Here is a 16,639-nt window from a genome sequence, read left to right as displayed (position 1 = left end):
CCGGCGAACGGCGCGCCGGCCGGCCCGCTGCCCGGGACGCTCGCCGGCCTGGCGCCGTCCGCCGCCGCCACCGGAGTGGGCGGCGTCCTGTCCCCGGCGGACTCCCCGGCGTCCCCGCCTCCGCAGGCCGCTCCGAGGCCGAGGCGCGCGCCATCCGCCGTGGACGATGAGGCTCCGCAGGCCGACACCGTCCCGGACGAGGCGGCGGGCGCGGTCACGAACCTCCTCAAGGCGGCCCTTCCCGACCTCCCGAAGTCGGTGCGGCTGCACCAGGAGGACGCGGCGGCGTTCCTGCGCGCGAGCGGGATCCGGTGGCGGTCGACCGGCGGCTGCTCGTACCGCGGCCGCACGTCCTGCACGTCCTTCGACGGCCTGCGCTGGGGGACGCTGAAAGGGCTGCTGGACTTCCGGGCGGAGAGCGGCTGCCCGATCACGGTCACCGGCGGGACGGAGCGCGGCCACGCGGGCGGCCCCCGCAGCCACGCCACCGGCCACAAGCTCGACATCGCGCCGAGCCCGTGCGTCGACGCGGCGATCAGGCGCTACCCGTACCAGGGGGTGCGCGGCGACGGCGCGCGCCTGTACCGCTCGCCGGACGGCACGCTGTTCGCCCGCGAGCGCGACCACTGGGACATCACCTTCGGCTAGGCACGCCCTTCGGCCGGACGCGCCTTCCGACCGGGCGCCCGGTCAGGCGCGTCGGTCAGGCGCGTCGGTCAGGCGCGGACCTCGCGGATGATGCCGACGAGCTCCCGGGTGACCGACTTGAAGCCGGGCAGCCGGGACATCGACACCATCCGGTTGACGAGCGGGACGGTCCGCTCGACCAGCAGGTACGTCTTGCGGCAGCCGGGGGAGCTGTCGTGCACCCAGTACAGGACGATGCCCATCGAGTAGATCCACAGCAGCTCGGGCAGCTCCTTGCGGAACTCCTTGTCGATCTTCAGGTCGGAGCCCTCGACGACCTCCCGGTAGATCGCGACCGCGGAGTCGCGGGCGGGACCGGACTCGGCGCTGAACGGGTTGAGCGGGCTGGTGGGCTCGGCGGCGAACTTGAAGAACTTCCCGGCGAACTCGTGGTAGGGGACCATCGTGTCGACACGGGCCTTCAGGACGCCGAGGAGGCGGGGGGCGAACTCGGTCTCGGCGTCGAGGACGGCGCGGCAGGCGGCGAGGTGCTCGTCCTGCAGCTCGTCGTAGTACGCCTGGATCAGTTCTTCCTTGGACCCGTAGTAGTAGTAGGCGTTGCCGACCGAGACCCCGGCCTCCTTGGCGATCGCGCGCATCGTCGTCGCCTCGTAGCCGCGCTCGCGGAAAAGCCGCAGCGCGGTCTGGACGATCAGGGCCCGGGTCTGCTCGGACTTCACCGCCTTCGTCTCGGTCACGCATGCCACCCTACGGCCCCGATCGGACGTCCTGCAGGCGCCGCGATCCGCACGCGGCCGCAACCGGCGCGGCGATGCCGGTGTTACCCCACCATGATCGACACATGGGACGCGCTCGAGCGCTTCTACGCCGCCGAGGCGGACTACCTGGCCGCGGGCGGCCCCGGCAAGGCCGACTTCTCCGGGATGGCCGCCCACCTGGCGCCCGACGTGGTGATGCACCAGGCGGAGAGCCTGCCCTACGGCGGGACGTGGCGCGGGCACGACGGGATGGAGCGGTTCATGGCCGCGATGAGCGAGGCGTGGACGGGCCTGACGTTCCTGGACCAGCACCGCGCCGTCGACGGCGCGCGGGTCGCGGTCCTCAACCGCTGCGTCCTCCGGGCCCGCGCGACGGGCCGCGAGCTGGAGACGTCCGTCCTGCAGTGGATCACGGTGCGGGACGGGCTGGTCCACGAGTTCCGGCCGTTCTACCTGGACACGGCCGCCGTGCTCGACGCGCTGGGGGCCGTCACGGGGTGAGCTCGGCGGCGACGAGCTCGGCGATCTGCGCCGTGTTGAGCGCGGCGCCCTTGCGCAGGTTGTCGCCGCACAGGAACAGGTCGAGCGCGCGCGGGTCGTCGAGGGAGCGGCGGACCCGCCCGGCCCACGTCGGGTCGGTGCCGACGGCGTCGGACGGGGTCGGGAACTCCAGCATCTCGGGGTTGTCGCACAGCACCACGCCGGGCGAGCGGGCCAGCACGTCCTGCGCCTCGCGCTGGTCGACGCGCTCGCCGAAGACGGCGTGGACGGCGACGGAGTGCGCGGTGACGACGGGGACCCGCACGCACGTCGCCGCGACCCTCAGCTCCGGCAGGCCGAGGACCTTGCGGCACTCGTCCCGGATGCTCAGCTCCTCCGAGCCCCAGCCGTCCTCGGCCGGGTCGCCGGTCCACGGGACGACGTTGAGCGCGAGCGGCGCCGGGAACGGGCCGAGGTCGCCGACGACGCCGCGCACGTCGCCGGCGCGGTGGCCGAGCGCCCGGTCGCCGCCGACCTTCTCCATCTGCGCGTACAGGGTGTCGGCGCCCTCGCGGCCCGCGCCGGACGCGGCCTGGTACGACGCGACGACCAGCTCCCGCAGCCCGTACCGCTCGTGCAGCGCGCCGAGCGCCACGATCATCGACAGGGTGGTGCAGCCGGGGCCCGCGAGGACGCCGCGCGGGCGGTCCCGGACGAGGCCCGGGTTCACCTCGGGCACGATCAGCGGGACGTCCGGCGCCCCGCGGAACGCCGGGGACCCGTCCACGGCGACGGCGCCTCGGGCCACCGCGGCGGGCGCCCATTCGGCGGCGACGGCGGCGGGCACGGCGAACATCGCGATGTCGGCGCCGTCGAACACCTCGGGGGCGAGCGCGGCGACCTCGACGTCCTCGCCGCGCACGCGGAGCGTCCGTCCCGCCGAGCGGGGCGAGGCGGCGAGCCGGATCTCCCCGTACACGTCGCGGCGGGTCGACAGCAGGTCCAGCATCACGGTGCCGACCGCGCCGGTGGCGCCGACCACGGCCAGCGTGGGCGCCCACCGCCCGTCGCGTCCGGTCCTCGGCCCGGCGGTCGAACCCATGGTCGCCATCACCCTCTCGTCGTCGGTCGGGTCGTCCGCGGCGTGCCCCCGCACTGTGAACTTCCGCGGCGGGCGGCCGGTTCCCGGTCGAGCGTGCCATGGCGCGCCGGGCGGGTCTGCGCCACACGCCCCAGAACGCGTGCACGCCCGCGCAGGCGGCGCGTCCCGCGAGGGCGGCTCGTCCCGCGAGGGCGGCGCACGGCGGAAAAGCGGCGCGGGCCGTACGGAGCGTCCCGTACGGCCCGCGGCCGAGCGTCGAAGGACGGCGTCAGCGGCCGGTGCCGCCGTAGACGACGGCCTCGACCTGGTCGACGTCCAGGTCGAACGCGTGGTGCGCGGCGGCGACCGCGGTGTCCACGTCGTCCTGGGCGACCACGACGGAGATCCGGATCTCCGAGGTGGAGATCATCTCGATGTTCACCCCGGCGTCGGCGATCGCGGCGAAGAACGTCGCGGTGACGCCCGGGTGCGAGCGCATCCCGGCGCCGATCAGCGACACCTTGCCGATCCGGTCGTCGTAGCGCAGCGACTCGAACCCGATCCGCTCCTTCAGCTTGTTCAGCGCGGTCAGCGCGGACTGCCCGTCGCTCGCCGGCAGCGTGAAGGAGATGTCGGTGCGCCCGGTGGACGCCGCCGACACGTTCTGCACGATCATGTCGATGTTGATCTCGGCCTCGGACAGCACCGTGAAGATCGTCGCGGCCTCACCGACCTTGTCGGGCACCCCGACCACGGTGATCTTGGCCTCGCTCCGGTCGTGCGCGACCCCGGAGATGATCGCCTGCTCCATGTCCTGTCCTTCGATCTCGCTGCTGTCGACGACCCACGTCCCCTCCTTCTGGGAGAACGAGGACCGCACGTGGATCGGGATGTTGTACCGGCGCGCGTACTCCACGCAGCGCAGATGCAGGATCTTCGCACCGGTCGCCGCCATCTCGAGCATCTCCTCGTAGGAGATCTTCGGGATCTTGCGGGCCTGCGGGACGATGCGCGGGTCGGCGGTGAAGACCCCGTCCACGTCGGAGTAGATCTCGCAGACGTCGGCGTCCAGCGCCGCGGCCAGGGCGACCGCCGTGGTGTCGGAGCCGCCGCGGCCGAGCGTGGTGATGTCCTTCGTGCCCTGCGAGACGCCCTGGAAACCGGCGACGATGCAGACCGCGTTCTCGTCGAGCGCGCTGCGGATGCGGCCCGGCGTCACGTCGATGATCTTGGCTTTCCCGTGGGTGCCGTCGGTGATGACCCCCGCCTGGGAGCCGGTGAACGAGCGGGCCTCGTGGCCCAGGTTCGCGATGGCCATGGCCAGCAGGGCCATCGACATCCGCTCGCCCGCGGTGAGCAGCATGTCCAGCTCGCGGGCCGGCGGGAGGGGACTGACCTGCTTGGCCATGTCGATGAGATCATCCGTCGTGTCGCCCATGGCGGAGACCACGACGACGACGTCGTTCCCCGCCTTCTTCGTCGCGATGATGCGCTGGGCGACCCGCTTGACGCACTCGGCGTCGGCGACGGAGGAGCCACCGTACTTCTGCACGACAAGAGCCACGGGTGGGCGCTCCTCGAATCGGGGTCAGGCGTACTGACCGATGAGTCTACCGAGGCGCCGCCAATGGATTACGAGCAGGTAACTGCGCACGCCCTCCGCGGCCCCATGTCATCGCCCGCATTACCTCCCACGTCATCGACCCGCGCCCCCGCCGCCCGCCATGATCGTCTCAACGCCGAACAAGGAGCCGAGATGTTCTTCGAGACCCACGACGGGACCCGCCTCTCCTACGAGGAGTACGGGCAGGGCAGCCCGGTCGTCTTCGTCAACAGCGCCATGCTCAACACCGGCATGTGGGAGTACCAGATCCCGTTCTTCGTCGAGAACGGCTACCGGTGCCTGACCTTCGACCGGCGCGGGCACGGCCGGTCGGACCGCCCGTCGGGCGGGTACGACCTCGACTCGCTCGCCGACGACCTCGCCGCGTTCCTGGAGCACCTGGACCTGCGCGACGTCATCCTGGTCGGGCACTCGACCGGCGGCTCCGAGATCGCCCGCTACCTCGCCCGGCACGGCGAGGACCGCGTCCAGCGCGTCGCGTTCCTCTCCGCGATCCTGCCGTACCTCCGGCAGACCGAGGACAACCCCGAGGGGATCCCGCAGCAGCTGTTCGACGGCATGATCGCGATGATCCGCGCGGAGCGGCCCAAGTGGCTCGCCACGCAGTCGCAGGCGTTCTTCGCGACGCATCTCGGCAACGAGGTCCACCCCGCCACCATCGAGTGGATGATCCGGATGTGCCTGGACGCCACGCCCTGGGCCGTCCTGGAGGTGCAGAAGACGATCTACTACGCCGACAACCGCGAGGCGCTGCGCAACATCACGGTGCCGGCCCTGGTGGTGCACGGCGACGCCGACTTCTCCGCCCCGGTGGAGATCACCGGCCGCCGCACCGCCGCCCTGGTCCCGGGCGCCGTCTACAAGGAGTACCCCGCCGCCGGGCACGGGCTGTTCGTCACCCACAAGGACCAGCTGAACGACGACCTGCTCGCGTTCTTCAAGTCCTGACCCCGCCCGGCGGCCGGAGGCCGCCTCCCGGAGCCCGCCGACCGGGCCACGCCGACGATCAATCAGCGGCGTATTCCGGCCGTCCCCCAGTGGAGGCGCGGGGGCGTAGTTCCGGAGCCAGACGTTCGGACTCGACCGGCTGTCCCTGCAGCACGGACGAGAGCAACTCCATGGCGCGCCGGCCGATCTCGCGCATCGGGACGGCGACGCTGGTCAGGGGAATGGGCAGTTCCGCCGCCAGGGGCGTGTCGTTGTAGCCCATGATCGCCAGGTCGGAGCCCGCCCGCAGGCCGTGGTCGCGGGCGGCGCCGAGGGCGCCGATGGCGGCGAAGTCGTTGACGGCGAAGATCGCCGTCGGGCGGTGGGGGCCGGTGAGCAGCCGTTCGGCGGCGGCGCGTCCTCCCGCGGTGTCGAAGGAGGAGTGCACGACCGCGTCCGGGGGGACGCCGACACCCCGTTCCCGGCAGTGGTCGAGGAAGCCCGCGGTCCGGTCGGCGCCCGTGCTGGCGTACGGCTCGCCCGCGATGACCGCGACGCGGGTGTGTCCCAGGTCGAGCAGGTGCTCGGCGGCCAGCCGGCCGCCGAGCACGTCGTCGGGTGTCACCGAGGGGTGGTCGCCGGCCCGGCGGTTGGCCAGGACGAAGCGCACGCCGTCGGCGGCCAGTTCGTCCAGGAACGCGTCGTCGAGGCGGGCGTCGCCGAAGACGAGCCCGTCGACGCGGCGGGCGAGGAGCAGCCGGGTGCGCAGCCGGCGGGTGGCGTCGTCGTCGAGGGTGTTGGCGGTGATCGTGGTGATCCCGTGCCGTCCGGCGGCCTCGTCGATGCCCTCGTAGATCGTCGCGAGGACGAGGTCGGACAGGCGCGGGATCAGCACTCCGACCAGCCCGCTGCGTCCCGTGCGCAGGCCGGAGCCGTGGGGGTCGGGCTGGTAGCCGAGCTCGGCCGCGCGCCGCCGGATGCGGGTGGCGGTCTCGCTGGAGGCGGCTCGGCCGCGGTCGTCGCCGCGCCCGTTCAGGACGCGGGAGACGGTCGAGATGTGGAGCCCGAGCTCGTCGGCGATGTACCGCAGCGTCACCGGGCGTTCTTTGCGCTCGGCCACCGGCGTCTCCCTTCCCCGAAGTCTCGAACCGGGCCGACGAGACGATATCGCCCCGGCCCGGATCGGTGCCGCCGCCGGCGGCGGGCCCGGATGGCGTGAGCGGGGCTCTTGACGGCGCCGGGGTCACGCGTCCATGCTAACCCAAACGTTTGGCGCAAACGTTTGGGTTCCAGGGGAAGGGCACTTCATGACACCGTCCGACGCAGCTCAGGCGCAGGAACACCCGGTCAGCCCGGTCCGGATCGCCGTGGTGCAGTCCGCCCCCCGGGCGGGCCTGCACCATCGCGCCGCCAACTCCGAACGGGCGCTCGACCTGGCCGAACGAGCCGTCCGGGACGGAGCGACCCTGGTCGTCCTTCCCGAGCTGGCGAGCACCGGCTACAGCTTCCGCGACCGCGCGGAGGCCTACGCCCACGCCGAAGACGTCCCCGGCGGGGAGACGGTCAGGCGCTGGGAGGACTTCGCCCGCCGGCACGGCGTGCACCTCGTCGGCGGCCTGGCCGAGCGCGAGGGCGTGCGGCTCTTCGACACCGCGGTCCTCGTCGGACCGGACGGCTATGTGGGCCGCTACCGCAAGGCCCACCTGTGGAACCGGGAGAAGCTGTGGTTCACCCCGGGCGACGAGGGCTTCCCGGTCTTCGAGACCCCGATCGGGCGGATCGGCCTGCTGATCTGCTGGGACATCTGGTTCCCCGAGGTCCCCCGGCTGCTCGCCCAGCAGGGCGCCGACATCATCTGCAGTGTCAACAACTGGGTGTGGACCCCGCCGCCGATCTTCGACGAGGCCGGCCGGTGCATGGCCGCGTACCTGACGATGACCGCGGCGCACGTCAACAACGTCTTCATCGCCGCCGCCAACCGGGTGGGCACCGACCGCGACGCCCGGTTCCTCGGCTGCTCCCTCATCGCCGGGACCAACGGCTGGCCCATCGGCGGTGTCGCCGGGTCCGAGGACGAGACCGTCCTGACGGCCGACGTGGACCTCGTCTCGGCGCGCAGCGCCCCGATCTGGAACCCGCTCAACGACCTGGTCCGGGACCGGCGCACCGACCTCTACGATCCGCTGCTCGGCTACCGCCTCGGCCAAGCGTTCCCGCGCTGAGGGGACGGCGATGACCAGCACGAGCATCCGCGCCCGGCTCGGCCGGCCCGACTCGATCCTTCCGTGGGGCGCCGCGGCCTGCACCGTCACCGCGGCGGCGCTGCTGGCGACCGTCCTGTCCGCCCTGCGTCCCGCGCTGCCCGCGATCGGCAAGGGCTACGCGTCCTGGCACCTCGGTTACACCGACCCGGACTGGTACCTCTACTGGATCCTCGGGGACGCGACCGAGGCCACGATGGCCAAGTCGGCGCTCGGCGCGGTCCTCATGGTCGCCGGCGCGGCCTTCGCCCACGCGTCCCGCCGCCGGGACGGCGGTCCGCGCGGGTTCGCCCAGGCGTGCGGGACCGGGCTGTGGCCGTGGGTCGCCGTGAGCGCCGGCCTGGGCATGCTGGTCAGCAACCTGATGTGGGGGTGGACGCTGCATGCCTCGGGGACCTGGCAGCCGACCTTCGCGCCCTTCGTCTCCGTCCCGCCCGCCGTCGTGGTGCTGTACGGGGCGGGCTGGCCGGTGGCCGTGACGGGCGCCGTGCTGGGCGCCCTGCTGGTGACGCCCATCGCGCTGGTGCTGGTCGACCAGGTCTGCGTCCCGCTGGACGTCTCACCCGTGGTGGGCAGCGTCCTCGCCATGAGCCTCGGCGGGATCATCGCCTTCACGGTCTGCCGCAGGCTCCCCTGGCTCCGGCCGGTGAGCGGCGTCGCGGCCGGCCCCGCCGAGGCGGGCCGCGACCGGACCGCGACGCTCTTCTGGGTGCCGCGCCGGATCCTGGCCGACTTCACCGAAGCGCATTTCTACGGCAGCGAATGGGCCGGGGCCGGCCTGCTGATCGGATGCGTCCTGCAGTTCCTGCTCAACCCGGCGGGGCCGGCGTACGGCAGCGGCCTGCTGCCGCAGATGATCGCGGTCCAGGTACTGACCGCCGCCTGCGGTGTGACGCTGTGGCGGGCGCGGTGGTCCACCGCCGGCTGGTATCCGACCTTCGTCCCCGTGGTCTCCGTCGCGCCCGCCACGGTCACGGCGTTCGGCGGCACGCTCCTTCCGTCCGTGGCCGGGGCACTGCTCGGCGCCATCGCCGCTCCGCCGCTCGCCGCCGCGCTGGCCCGGTGGCTGCCTGAACACGTCCATCCGATGGTCGCCTACACCGCTTCCATGGGCATCTGCACCGCCGCGGTCATCCCGCTGGTCGACCTGCTGCCCGGCTGCCACCTGTCCTGATGACCACGACGAGAACACCGAAGGCGACCATGCATCCGACCTCTTCCCCCATCGCCTCCGCGTCCGGCGAACCCTTCGGCGGCGCTCCGCCCGGCGGCCCGCCGACGATCTCCGACCTGGCCCGGGCCCTCCGCGACGGGAGCACGACCGCCACCGAACTGCTCCGAAGGACGCTGGACACGATCGCTGCGCTCGATCCCCTGCTGAACGCCTTCGTCACGGTGGACACCGCCGGAGCCGAGGCGGCGGCGCGGCGAGCCGACCGCGAGCTCGCCGGCGGCGCCGACCGGGGCCCGCTGCACGGCGTCCCGGTCGCGGTGAAGGACATCGTTCCGGTCGCGGGCCTGCCGTCGACCATGGGATCGCGGCACTTCACCGGCCGCGTCGCGCCCGACGACGCCGCGTGCGTACGGCTTCTGCGCCAGGCCGGCGCGGTCGTGGTCGGCACGACCACCACCCACGAGTTCGCCTACGGTCCGACCGGTGACCGCTCGGCGAACGGGGCGTCCCGCAATCCGCACGATCCGGCCCGGATGTCGGGAGGCTCCAGCGGCGGGAGCGCGACCGCCGTCGCCGCCGGCATGGTGCCGCTGGCGATCGGCACCGACACCGGGGGATCGGTCCGCATCCCGGCGGCACTGTGCGGAGTGGCGGGCTTCAAACCCGCGTACGCGGCGATCCCCGCCGACGGCGTCTTCCCGCTGTCGAGGACGCTCGACCATGTCGGCCTCCTCGCCCGGACGGCGCAGGACTGCCTGACCGCCTACCGTGCCCTGGTCCCGGCCGGTCGGTCCTCCCGCGACGGCACGGCACGCGTCGGGTGGCTCGCCGCCCCCGCGTCCGCGGGCTGCGATCCGCAGGTCGCCCGTGCCGCCCGCGACGCGCTGGAAGCCGGGATCGGCCCGGTCGGCGACGTCCGCACGCCTCCGTGGGACGACCGCTCCACCTGGGACCGGCTCCGCGCCGCGTTCTCCGCCGTCCAGGGCTGCGAAGCCGCGGCCGTCCACGCCGACCGGATGGCCGGCGATCCGGGCCTGTTCGACCCCGAGGTGCTCGCCCGGCTCCAGGACGCCGCCGCGATCCCCGGCTGGAAGTACGTCAGCTCCATGGCCGCCCGCGAACGGTTCATCGCGCAGACCGGCGCGCTGTTCGGGCGGTACGACGTCCTCGCACTGCCCACCGTCCCGATCACCGCACCGCGCCTGGGCGAGCGGACGGTCCAGGTGGATGGCGCTCCCGCACGCCTGCGGGACGTCCTGCTGTCATTGACCAGCCCCTGGAACCTGCTGGGGCTCCCCGCCCTCAGCGTGCCCGCCGCACCGGTCGGCGGCCTGCCGACCGGACTCCAACTCGTCACCCGCCCCGGCTCCGAGCACCTGCTCTTCACCACCGCCGCTTCCATCACCGCATCGACGTCCGAACACAAGAGAGACGACTGAGGAGCATCGAATGCCGACTCCCGCCCATCAGACCCTTGAACTCCGCGACTTCCGACTCGAACGCGGCGCCGTCCTGCCCACGGCACGGCTCGCCTACCAGACCTACGGGGCGCTGAACGAGACCAAGAGCAACGCCGTCCTGTTCCCCACCTGGTTCGCCGGGGACCACACCTCCAACGAGTGGCTGATCGGCCCGGACCGGGCCCTCGACCCGCGCGAGTACTTCGTCATCGTGCCCGACCTCTTCGGCAACGGGGTCTCCTCGTCGCCGTCCAACACGCCCCCGCCGCACGCCGGCCCCGACTTCCCCGAGGTCACCGTCCGCGACAACGTCCGCGCCCAGCACGTCCTCGTCACCGAGCACTTCGGCATCGAGCGACTGGAACTGGTCATCGGCTGCTCCATGGGCGCCCTGCAGACCTACCAGTGGGCCGTCAGCCATCCCGGCATGGTGGCCCGCGCCCTCCCCTTCTGCGGCGCGCCGAAGACCTCACCCCACAACGCGGTGTTCCTCGAAAGCCTCCGTGCCACCCTCACCCTGGACGCCGCCTTCCAGAACGGCCGCTACCAGACCCCACCCGTCGCGGGACTGCGTGCCTTCTCCCGCGTCTACGCGGCATGGGGCTTCTCCCAGGCCTTCTACCGGGAAGGCGCCTACCGGCGGCTCGGCTTCACCGGCCTGGAAGACTTCCTCACCGGCTTCTGGGAGCCCAACTTCGCCGACCAGGACGCCAACGACCTCCTCGCGATGCTGTGGACCTGGCAGAACGCCGACGTCTCCACCACCCCCGGCATGGACGGCGACCTCCCCCGCGCCCTCGGCTCCATCACGGCCGACCTGCTCGCCATGCCCGCCGAGAAGGACCTCTACTTCACACCCGAGGACGAGGAGAACACCGTCCGGCACGTCCCGAACGCAAGGCTGCGCACGATCCCGGGAATCTGGGGCCACCTGTCCGGCGGCGGCGCCAACCCCGACGACGCCGCCTTCATCAACGCGGCCGTACACGACCTCCTGACAGGAAAGGCACGCTGACAAGCCCGAGGCGGTTCACGGCCTCCCGGCCCACCCGCCGCGCACGAACCAGCCCGGCCGACTTCGGCGGCCGGGCTCGGGCGCATTCCGGCCGCCCCCTCTGAGTCAGGACGCGACGCCCGCCAGCTCCGCCAGCACCTCCGACGCGGACACCGGGTCCAGGTCGCCGATCGGCCGCCGCCCCTCGCGGGCGCACCAGTCGCCGGTCTCCGGGCGGTCGTCCACCCAGATGACCTCCAGCCGCTGCGCACCGGCGAAGTCCATGCCGATGTCGATCCCGGGGTTCAGGTGGACGTTGACGTACAGGCCGCCCGGCACCGCCCGGTACATGCTGTGCTGGATTCCGGCGTCCATGGGGCTCCCGCGCCGCCAGCCGCGCCGTTCCAACCCGAGCACGTCCGCCGGGTCGACGGAGGAGCCCTCGAACCGCGCCAGCCGCCGGGCGGCGCGCTCGGCGTCCGTCAGCGTGTGCACCTCCCTGCCGAGCTGCGGGAACGGCTGCAGGATCGCGTAGTCGGCGAACAGCACCGACCACTCCTCCAGCGCGTCGCCCAGCTCCAGCGGGTGCGGGATGCCGACGCGCGCCGACTCCGGCAGGGCGAGCACGTCGTCGGAGGCGTCGGCGAACGTCCGGTCCTCGGCCACCCGGAACGCCGCCGCCTTGCCGCCGTCCTCCGCGACCCACACCAGCCGCCGCGCGATGTGCCAGATCAGCGGGTGCTCCACGAACAGGCGCCGGAACTCCCCCGCCGTCCAGCGGCGCCGCGTCACCATCGCCCGCTCCAGCCGCCGGATCTGGTCGGCGGCGACCGTCCGCACGTCCTTCTTCAACTCCGCGAACCGCTTGTACGCGGCGGGCGCCAACTCCGGGTCGTCCTTCGCGCCGGGCTTCGGCAGGGCCTTGCGGCGGGTACCGTCCTCGTCCGCCACCTGCGGCCTGAGCTGCTCGTCGAATCCGACGGTGAAGCGGCGCGGCCCGTAGTCCAGGACGAGCCCGCCGCCCGCGTCCAGCCCGAAGTCGGGGACCAGCCGGTCGCCGAGCTGCTCCGCCGTCAGGCCCAGCCCGTCGGCGACCTCCTGGACCTTGTCCTGCGCGCGCGCCTTCAGCCCCTTGAACTTCACCTTCTGCGCGATGCCGTACAGCTGCATCAGGGCGACGTCCGTGCCGATCGCCGCCAGGACGTCCAGGCCCACGACCGCCTTGGAGTGCCCGCCGTCCCCCGGCCACGCACGGATCAGCGGCGTCAGCCGGCGGGCCGTCCCGTCGTCGCCGAGCCAGCCGAGCTGTGCCAGCGCCCAGCCGTCTTTGGCCGGCGCCTCGTTCCGCCGCCACTGCTCGAACAGCGCCCACGCGAACTCCGCGAGCGACTCCGGATCGCACGCCTCCTTGACGATCCCGACGCCCGCATACACCTCGTCGATGCCGGACATGGCCAGCATCGTCAGCAGATGCCGGACGGCACCGGCGGGCAGCGCGTCGTCGCGCCCGCGGAGCCTGATCTGCGGCAGCGACTCCGGGACGGCCCACTCGCCCACCACCGGGATGCGTTTCGGCAGGAGCTCCAGCGGATCCACCATGACGGACGCGCGCAGGGCGTCCGCGACCTCATCGCCGTGCGCGCGCCGCCGCCTTGATGACCTCGTCACTTCCGTGCTTCTCGGCCAGCAGGCGCAACGCGCCCTCGGCCTCTCGCCGCGCCGGGCCGGGCCTGCCCAGCGCCGCCGGGACCAGCAGCGGCACCGCGTCCACGCCGTGCCTGCCGAACCACGCGAGCGCCGTCGTGCGGCCCCGCTTCGGCTTGGCCAGCGACGCGGCCATCAACCGCGCCACCCCCGCGTCCAGGAACGGCAGCGCCCGGTCGGCCAGCCCCGCCGGGTCGGCCTCCGCGACGCGCAGCGCCACCGGCAGCGCGTCCGCCCCGAACCGGGCCACGACCGGCCGCAGCCACATCTCCGCCTCCCACAGCTGCGGCTTCCAGCCCGCCAGCCACGGCCGGACCTTCTCCACCGGCCCGTACGTGAGGACGCCGAGCCCGTACCCGTAGGCGCGGCCCTCGCGGAACTCCTCGACCAGCGCGTCCCAGTCGTCACCGGCCGGGACCCGATGCCGGTCGTCGGTCTTCGCCCACTCCTCCCGCTCGCCCGGCTCCCACCGCATCGCGGTCTCGGCGGGCGGCTCGAGCCCCCCGACGACGACGGGCTTCGCCGCCTCCGCCTTCCGCAGCCACGGCGGATCGGCCAGCGGGCCCGGCAGCGCGTCCAGGGGAGCGTCCGGCAGCCGGCCGTCGTCCCGCACCGCCACACCGGCCGCCGCAGCCAGCTCCGGATGGGCCCGCACATGCCCCGCCAGCAGCTCGGCGAGATGCGGCGCGTCCGCGGCCGCCAGCAACCGCAGCGCCCGCGCGGGGAACCGCTTCATCGCCGCGAGCAGCACGGGCCGCACGTGCTTCTGGTCGGCGCGGTCCACCAGCGCCTGGAACGCCTCATCGCCCGGCACGATCGCGAGCACCTCGACGATCAGCTTCCGGAGGTCGGTGTCCCACTGGTTCGCGTCGTACGCCGCCACGAGCAGCGGCACGGCCGCCGCGCCCAGCCCGTCCAGCATCGTCACCAAGCACGACCGGTTCCACGTGTGCACGTAGGGCAGCCCGTACCAGGCCAGCGTCTCCACATGGCGAGACGTGCCGAGAGCGCAGTGCAGCATCCACAGGAAGCCCGACTCGTACCGCAGGTCCGGCGGCGCCTCGCAGCACTCCTGCACCCAGTCGAGCCGCGACGGCACCAGGAACGACACCGTCGTCCGCTGCGCCGCACCGCGCCGGCACTCCGCGAGGGCCTCGACCGCCCTCTCGTACTCGTCCTCGGCGGCGACCGCCAGCAGCCCCCGCAGCCGTGCCCCGATCCGCCACGCCGGCGTCGACCCGACCGACCTGCCGGGCCCCTCATCCGGCGTCCCGGCGACCCTCAGACCGGGGGCGCCCCAGCGGATCCCGCTCAGCTCGGCGAACGCGCACGCCGCGAACGGCAGCCCGTGCTCGCTGACCCACGCGTCCGCCAGCGGCGCCGCGAGCTTCTCGACGGCGGGGTCCCACATCGCGTCCTCCGCCAGCAGCGCCGCGACCACGGCCGCGCCCAGCGGGTTCGCGGCACCGGCCAGGTACTCCCGCGCCGCCCCGGCCATCTCCGGGCCGACACCGTCCCGCTCGCCGATCGGCCGCTCGGCCTCCAGCGCGCGGACCCGCTCCCGCACACCCTCGGCGGCGGACCCGTCCACCTTGATCGCCGGCCCCGGCCGCCCGCCCCGCCGCGCGAACATCCGCCGCCGCCACGCGTCCGGCAGGATCAGCGCATCTTCCCCCGAAGCCGAAAGATCATCCATACCCCCACGCTAGGACACCCCTCCGACACGCGCCCCGCTATTGGGCGACGGCGGCCTCCTGGGCCACGGCGAGGCGGTCGTTCGCGAGGTAGGCGTGCAGCGCCCGCAGCGACGCGCCCGCGTGGTTGCCCCAGTGGTTGAAGTACGAGTACTGCCACCACCACAGCGCCTCGAGGGGACGGTCCTGGTTGTAGTGCCGCAACCCGTGGACGAGATCGCTGGCGACGTCGACCAGATCGTCCGACAAGCGGTACGACGTCGGCTCGGTGTCCTTGTACGGGTCGAACACCTCGACGTACTCGTCGAGGTCGGCGAGGCGCTCCGCCAGGCCCGTGCGGACCGCGTCGAGGTCCGGGTCGTCGCCGATCTCCGGCTCCCAGTTGTCCGGAAGGATCACGTCCGCGCTGGCGCCGAGCTGCGCGCCCGCCAGGATGACCTGCGAGACCTCCAACAGCAGCAGCGGGATCGTGTGCGTCCCGGCGTCGCCGCGCGCCACGGCCTCCAGCCCGTTCAGGTAGTTGTCGACATGGCACGCCACCCGCTCGGCGAGGGCGTTCCAGTCCTGCGGGCTGTTGGTGTCAGACATCGAGCAGCCTCCGTCCTTCGAATGCGCGTCCCAGGGTCACCTCGTCGGCGTACTCCAGATCACCGCCCACCGGCAGGCCGCTCGCCAGCCGGGTGACGGTGAGCCCCATGGGCTTGACCAGCCGGGCGAGGTACGTCGCCGTCGCCTCGCCCTCCAGGTTCGGGTCCGTCGCCAGGATCAGCTCCGTCACCGTGCCGTCCGCGAGCCGCTGCATCAGCTCCCGGATCCGCAGGTCGTCCGGGCCGACGCCCTCGATCGGGCTGATCGCGCCGCCCAGCACGTGGTACCGGCCGCGGAACTCGCGGGTCTTCTCGATCGCGACGACGTCCTTGGACTCCTCGACCACGCAGATCACCGACGGGTCGCGGCGGGCGTCCCGGCAGATCCGGCACTCCTCCTCTTCCGCGACGTTCCCGCACGTCCTGCAGAAGCGGACCTTGTCCTTGACCTCCTTGAGCGCCTTGCCGAGGCGCTCGACGTCGGCCGGATCGGCGGCGAGGAGGTGGAAGGCGATCCGCTGCGCACTCTTGGGGCCGACGCCGGGCAGCCTGCCCAGCTCGTCGATGAGGTTCTGGACCACCCCTTCGTACAACGGACCCCTCCTTTCAGTTCACGATCTCTTGTGCCGGCCGCGGGCCGCTCGCTTCGGGCGGCGGCCGCCCGCCCTGGCGGGCCGTCAGGCGCCCGAGCCGCCGCCCAGGCCGGGGAAGCCGCCGGGGATCCCGCCGCCGCCCGGCGCGCCGCCTCCGCCGAGGCCGGGGATGCCGCCCCCGCCGCCCAGGCCGGCCGCGAGCGGGCCCATCTTCTCCTGCTGCAGTTCGGCCGCCTCCCGGGCCGCGTCGCGGATCGCGGCGAGCACCAGGTCGGCGATGGTCTCGGCGGTGTCCGCCGGGTCGTCGGCGTCGATCGCCTTCGGGTCGATCGACAGCCCCGTGACCTCGCCCTGGCCGTTGACCGTCGCGGTGACGAGCCCGCCCCCCGCGGTGCCCTTCACCTCCGCCTCCGCCAGCTCCCGCTGCGCGGCGAACAGCTGCTCCTGCATGGCCTGCGCCTGCTGCAGCAGCTCCTGCATGTTCAACTGACCACCGGGTTCCACGGTGCACCCCTCTTCCGGCCCCCTCGGAAGGGCCTTGCTCTCTCGCGACCGCGCACGACCACCGGACGTCCGTCCCCCGAGACTACGGGGTCACGGGACGATGCGGTACGTGCGGGCCGCCCGATGTCCGGACTCCGCGCCGCGGGATCC

At 73.3% G+C, this 16,639-nt stretch carries 16 protein-coding genes; 7 read left to right on the top strand and 9 right to left on the bottom strand.

Translation table 11 applies throughout. The annotated features are described in order from the left end of the window. Positions 1 to 648 (top strand): hypothetical protein (locus tag amrb99_RS32250; protein WP_190863205.1); only part of this gene is annotated, 648 nt, incomplete at its 5' end. Positions 649 to 716: 68 nt separating this feature from the next. Here the strand turns inward: amrb99_RS32250 and amrb99_RS32245 are convergent. Next, positions 717 to 1,385 (bottom strand): TetR family transcriptional regulator, encoded by a 669-nt coding sequence (locus amrb99_RS32245; protein ID WP_151542571.1) that lies wholly within the window; start codon positions 1,383 to 1,385, stop codon positions 717 to 719. Positions 1,386 to 1,478: 93 nt separating this feature from the next. Between amrb99_RS32245 and amrb99_RS32240 the strand changes: the two genes are divergently transcribed. Then, positions 1,479 to 1,907 carry a nuclear transport factor 2 family protein gene (locus amrb99_RS32240; RefSeq protein ID WP_190863203.1) on the top strand — a complete coding sequence of 143 codons (429 nt, stop codon included), beginning with the start codon at positions 1,479 to 1,481 and terminating at the stop codon, positions 1,905 to 1,907. Here the strand turns inward: amrb99_RS32240 and amrb99_RS32235 are convergent. Together amrb99_RS32235 and amrb99_RS32230 are read right to left on the bottom strand one after the other, a co-directional pair. Beyond that, the gene (locus amrb99_RS32235; RefSeq protein ID WP_241756125.1) at positions 1,897 to 2,997 is read right to left on the bottom strand and encodes an aspartate-semialdehyde dehydrogenase; all 1,101 of its coding nucleotides are present in this window, start codon (positions 2,995 to 2,997) and stop codon (positions 1,897 to 1,899) included. The genes amrb99_RS32240 and amrb99_RS32235 overlap by 11 nt on opposite strands. Positions 2,998 to 3,256: 259 nt before the next feature. Then, positions 3,257 to 4,531 (bottom strand): aspartate kinase, encoded by a 1,275-nt coding sequence (locus amrb99_RS32230; protein WP_151542569.1) that lies wholly within the window; start codon positions 4,529 to 4,531, stop codon positions 3,257 to 3,259. 192 nt (positions 4,532 to 4,723) lie between these two features. On the opposite strand from amrb99_RS32230, the gene amrb99_RS32225 reads away from it, so the two are divergent. After that, positions 4,724 to 5,539 (top strand): alpha/beta hydrolase, encoded by an 816-nt coding sequence (locus tag amrb99_RS32225; RefSeq protein ID WP_190863201.1) that lies wholly within the window; start codon positions 4,724 to 4,726, stop codon positions 5,537 to 5,539. Between the two features lie 58 nt (positions 5,540 to 5,597). Here the strand turns inward: amrb99_RS32225 and amrb99_RS32220 are convergent, their stop codons facing one another. Next, positions 5,598 to 6,638, bottom strand: coding sequence for a substrate-binding domain-containing protein (locus amrb99_RS32220; protein WP_190863199.1), 1,041 nt, complete (start codon positions 6,636 to 6,638; stop codon positions 5,598 to 5,600). Positions 6,639 to 6,825: 187 nt separating this feature from the next. Here amrb99_RS32220 and amrb99_RS32215 point away from each other — a divergent pair, with 187 nt between their 5' ends. Genes amrb99_RS32215 through amrb99_RS32200 form a run of 4 tightly spaced genes read left to right on the top strand, consistent with a single transcriptional unit; the run spans position 6,826 to position 11,428 of the window. Beyond that, complete coding sequence (locus tag amrb99_RS32215) at positions 6,826 to 7,740, top strand: nitrilase family protein (RefSeq protein ID WP_190863197.1); 915 nt, start codon at positions 6,826 to 6,828, stop codon at positions 7,738 to 7,740. Positions 7,741 to 7,750: 10 nt separating this feature from the next. Further along, positions 7,751 to 8,953 carry a hypothetical protein gene (locus amrb99_RS32210; protein WP_190863195.1) on the top strand — a complete coding sequence of 401 codons (1,203 nt, stop codon included), beginning with the start codon at positions 7,751 to 7,753 and terminating at the stop codon, positions 8,951 to 8,953. Between the two features lie 29 nt (positions 8,954 to 8,982). Then, complete coding sequence (locus amrb99_RS32205) at positions 8,983 to 10,392, top strand: amidase (protein ID WP_190863193.1); 1,410 nt, start codon at positions 8,983 to 8,985, stop codon at positions 10,390 to 10,392. Between the two features lie 10 nt (positions 10,393 to 10,402). After that, positions 10,403 to 11,428 carry an alpha/beta fold hydrolase gene (locus amrb99_RS32200; RefSeq protein ID WP_190863190.1) on the top strand — a complete coding sequence of 342 codons (1,026 nt, stop codon included), beginning with the start codon at positions 10,403 to 10,405 and terminating at the stop codon, positions 11,426 to 11,428. 105 nt (positions 11,429 to 11,533) lie between these two features. Here amrb99_RS32200 and amrb99_RS32195 read toward each other — a convergent pair whose 3' ends face one another. From amrb99_RS32195 to amrb99_RS32175, 5 genes are all read right to left on the bottom strand, one after another. Next, a complete protein-coding gene (locus amrb99_RS32195) occupies positions 11,534 to 13,075 on the bottom strand; it encodes a DUF4132 domain-containing protein (protein ID WP_190863188.1) in 1,542 nt (513 codons plus the stop codon). Continuing rightward, positions 13,035 to 14,807: a hypothetical protein gene (locus amrb99_RS32190; protein ID WP_190863186.1), complete on the bottom strand. Its 1,773-nt coding sequence runs from the start codon at positions 14,805 to 14,807 to the stop codon at positions 13,035 to 13,037. Before amrb99_RS32190 ends, amrb99_RS32195 begins: the two co-directional genes overlap by 41 nt. 37 nt (positions 14,808 to 14,844) lie before the next feature. After that, complete coding sequence (locus amrb99_RS32185) at positions 14,845 to 15,393, bottom strand: DUF5063 domain-containing protein (RefSeq protein ID WP_190863184.1); 549 nt, start codon at positions 15,391 to 15,393, stop codon at positions 14,845 to 14,847. Continuing rightward, complete coding sequence (gene recR, locus amrb99_RS32180) at positions 15,386 to 15,985, bottom strand: recombination mediator RecR (protein ID WP_151542562.1); 600 nt, start codon at positions 15,983 to 15,985, stop codon at positions 15,386 to 15,388. The genes amrb99_RS32185 and recR overlap by 8 nt, the downstream gene beginning before the upstream one ends. A gap of 84 nt (positions 15,986 to 16,069) precedes the next feature. Next, on the bottom strand, positions 16,070 to 16,489 hold the full coding sequence (locus amrb99_RS32175; RefSeq protein ID WP_190863182.1) for a YbaB/EbfC family nucleoid-associated protein: 420 nt from the start codon (positions 16,487 to 16,489) through the stop codon (positions 16,070 to 16,072). Between the last annotated feature and the right edge of the window lie 150 nt (positions 16,490 to 16,639).

Origin of the sequence: Actinomadura sp. RB99 (genome assembly GCF_014706005.1) — a bacterium.
Taxonomy (GTDB): Bacteria; Actinomycetota; Actinomycetes; order Streptosporangiales; family Streptosporangiaceae; genus Spirillospora.
This window is presented reverse-complemented; position numbering and strand designations above follow the sequence as displayed.

Excerpts from the sequence above, each read along its gene's own strand:
- amrb99_RS32210 (WP_190863195.1), top strand. The coding sequence starts at position 7,751 with ATGACCAGCACGAGCATCCGCGCCCGGCTCGGCCGGCCCGACTCGATC.
- amrb99_RS32225 (WP_190863201.1), top strand. The coding sequence starts at position 4,724 with ATGTTCTTCGAGACCCACGACGGGACCCGCCTCTCCTACGAGGAGTAC.
- amrb99_RS32185 (WP_190863184.1), bottom strand. The coding sequence starts at position 15,393 with ATGTCTGACACCAACAGCCCGCAGGACTGGAACGCCCTCGCCGAGCGG.
- amrb99_RS32235 (WP_241756125.1), bottom strand. The coding sequence starts at position 2,997 with ATGGCGACCATGGGTTCGACCGCCGGGCCGAGGACCGGACGCGACGGG.
- amrb99_RS32240 (WP_190863203.1), top strand. The coding sequence starts at position 1,479 with ATGATCGACACATGGGACGCGCTCGAGCGCTTCTACGCCGCCGAGGCG.
- amrb99_RS32205 (WP_190863193.1), top strand. The coding sequence starts at position 8,983 with ATGCATCCGACCTCTTCCCCCATCGCCTCCGCGTCCGGCGAACCCTTC.
- amrb99_RS32190 (WP_190863186.1), bottom strand. The coding sequence starts at position 14,807 with ATGGATGATCTTTCGGCTTCGGGGGAAGATGCGCTGATCCTGCCGGAC.
- amrb99_RS32200 (WP_190863190.1), top strand. The coding sequence starts at position 10,403 with ATGCCGACTCCCGCCCATCAGACCCTTGAACTCCGCGACTTCCGACTC.
- amrb99_RS32215 (WP_190863197.1), top strand. The coding sequence starts at position 6,826 with ATGACACCGTCCGACGCAGCTCAGGCGCAGGAACACCCGGTCAGCCCG.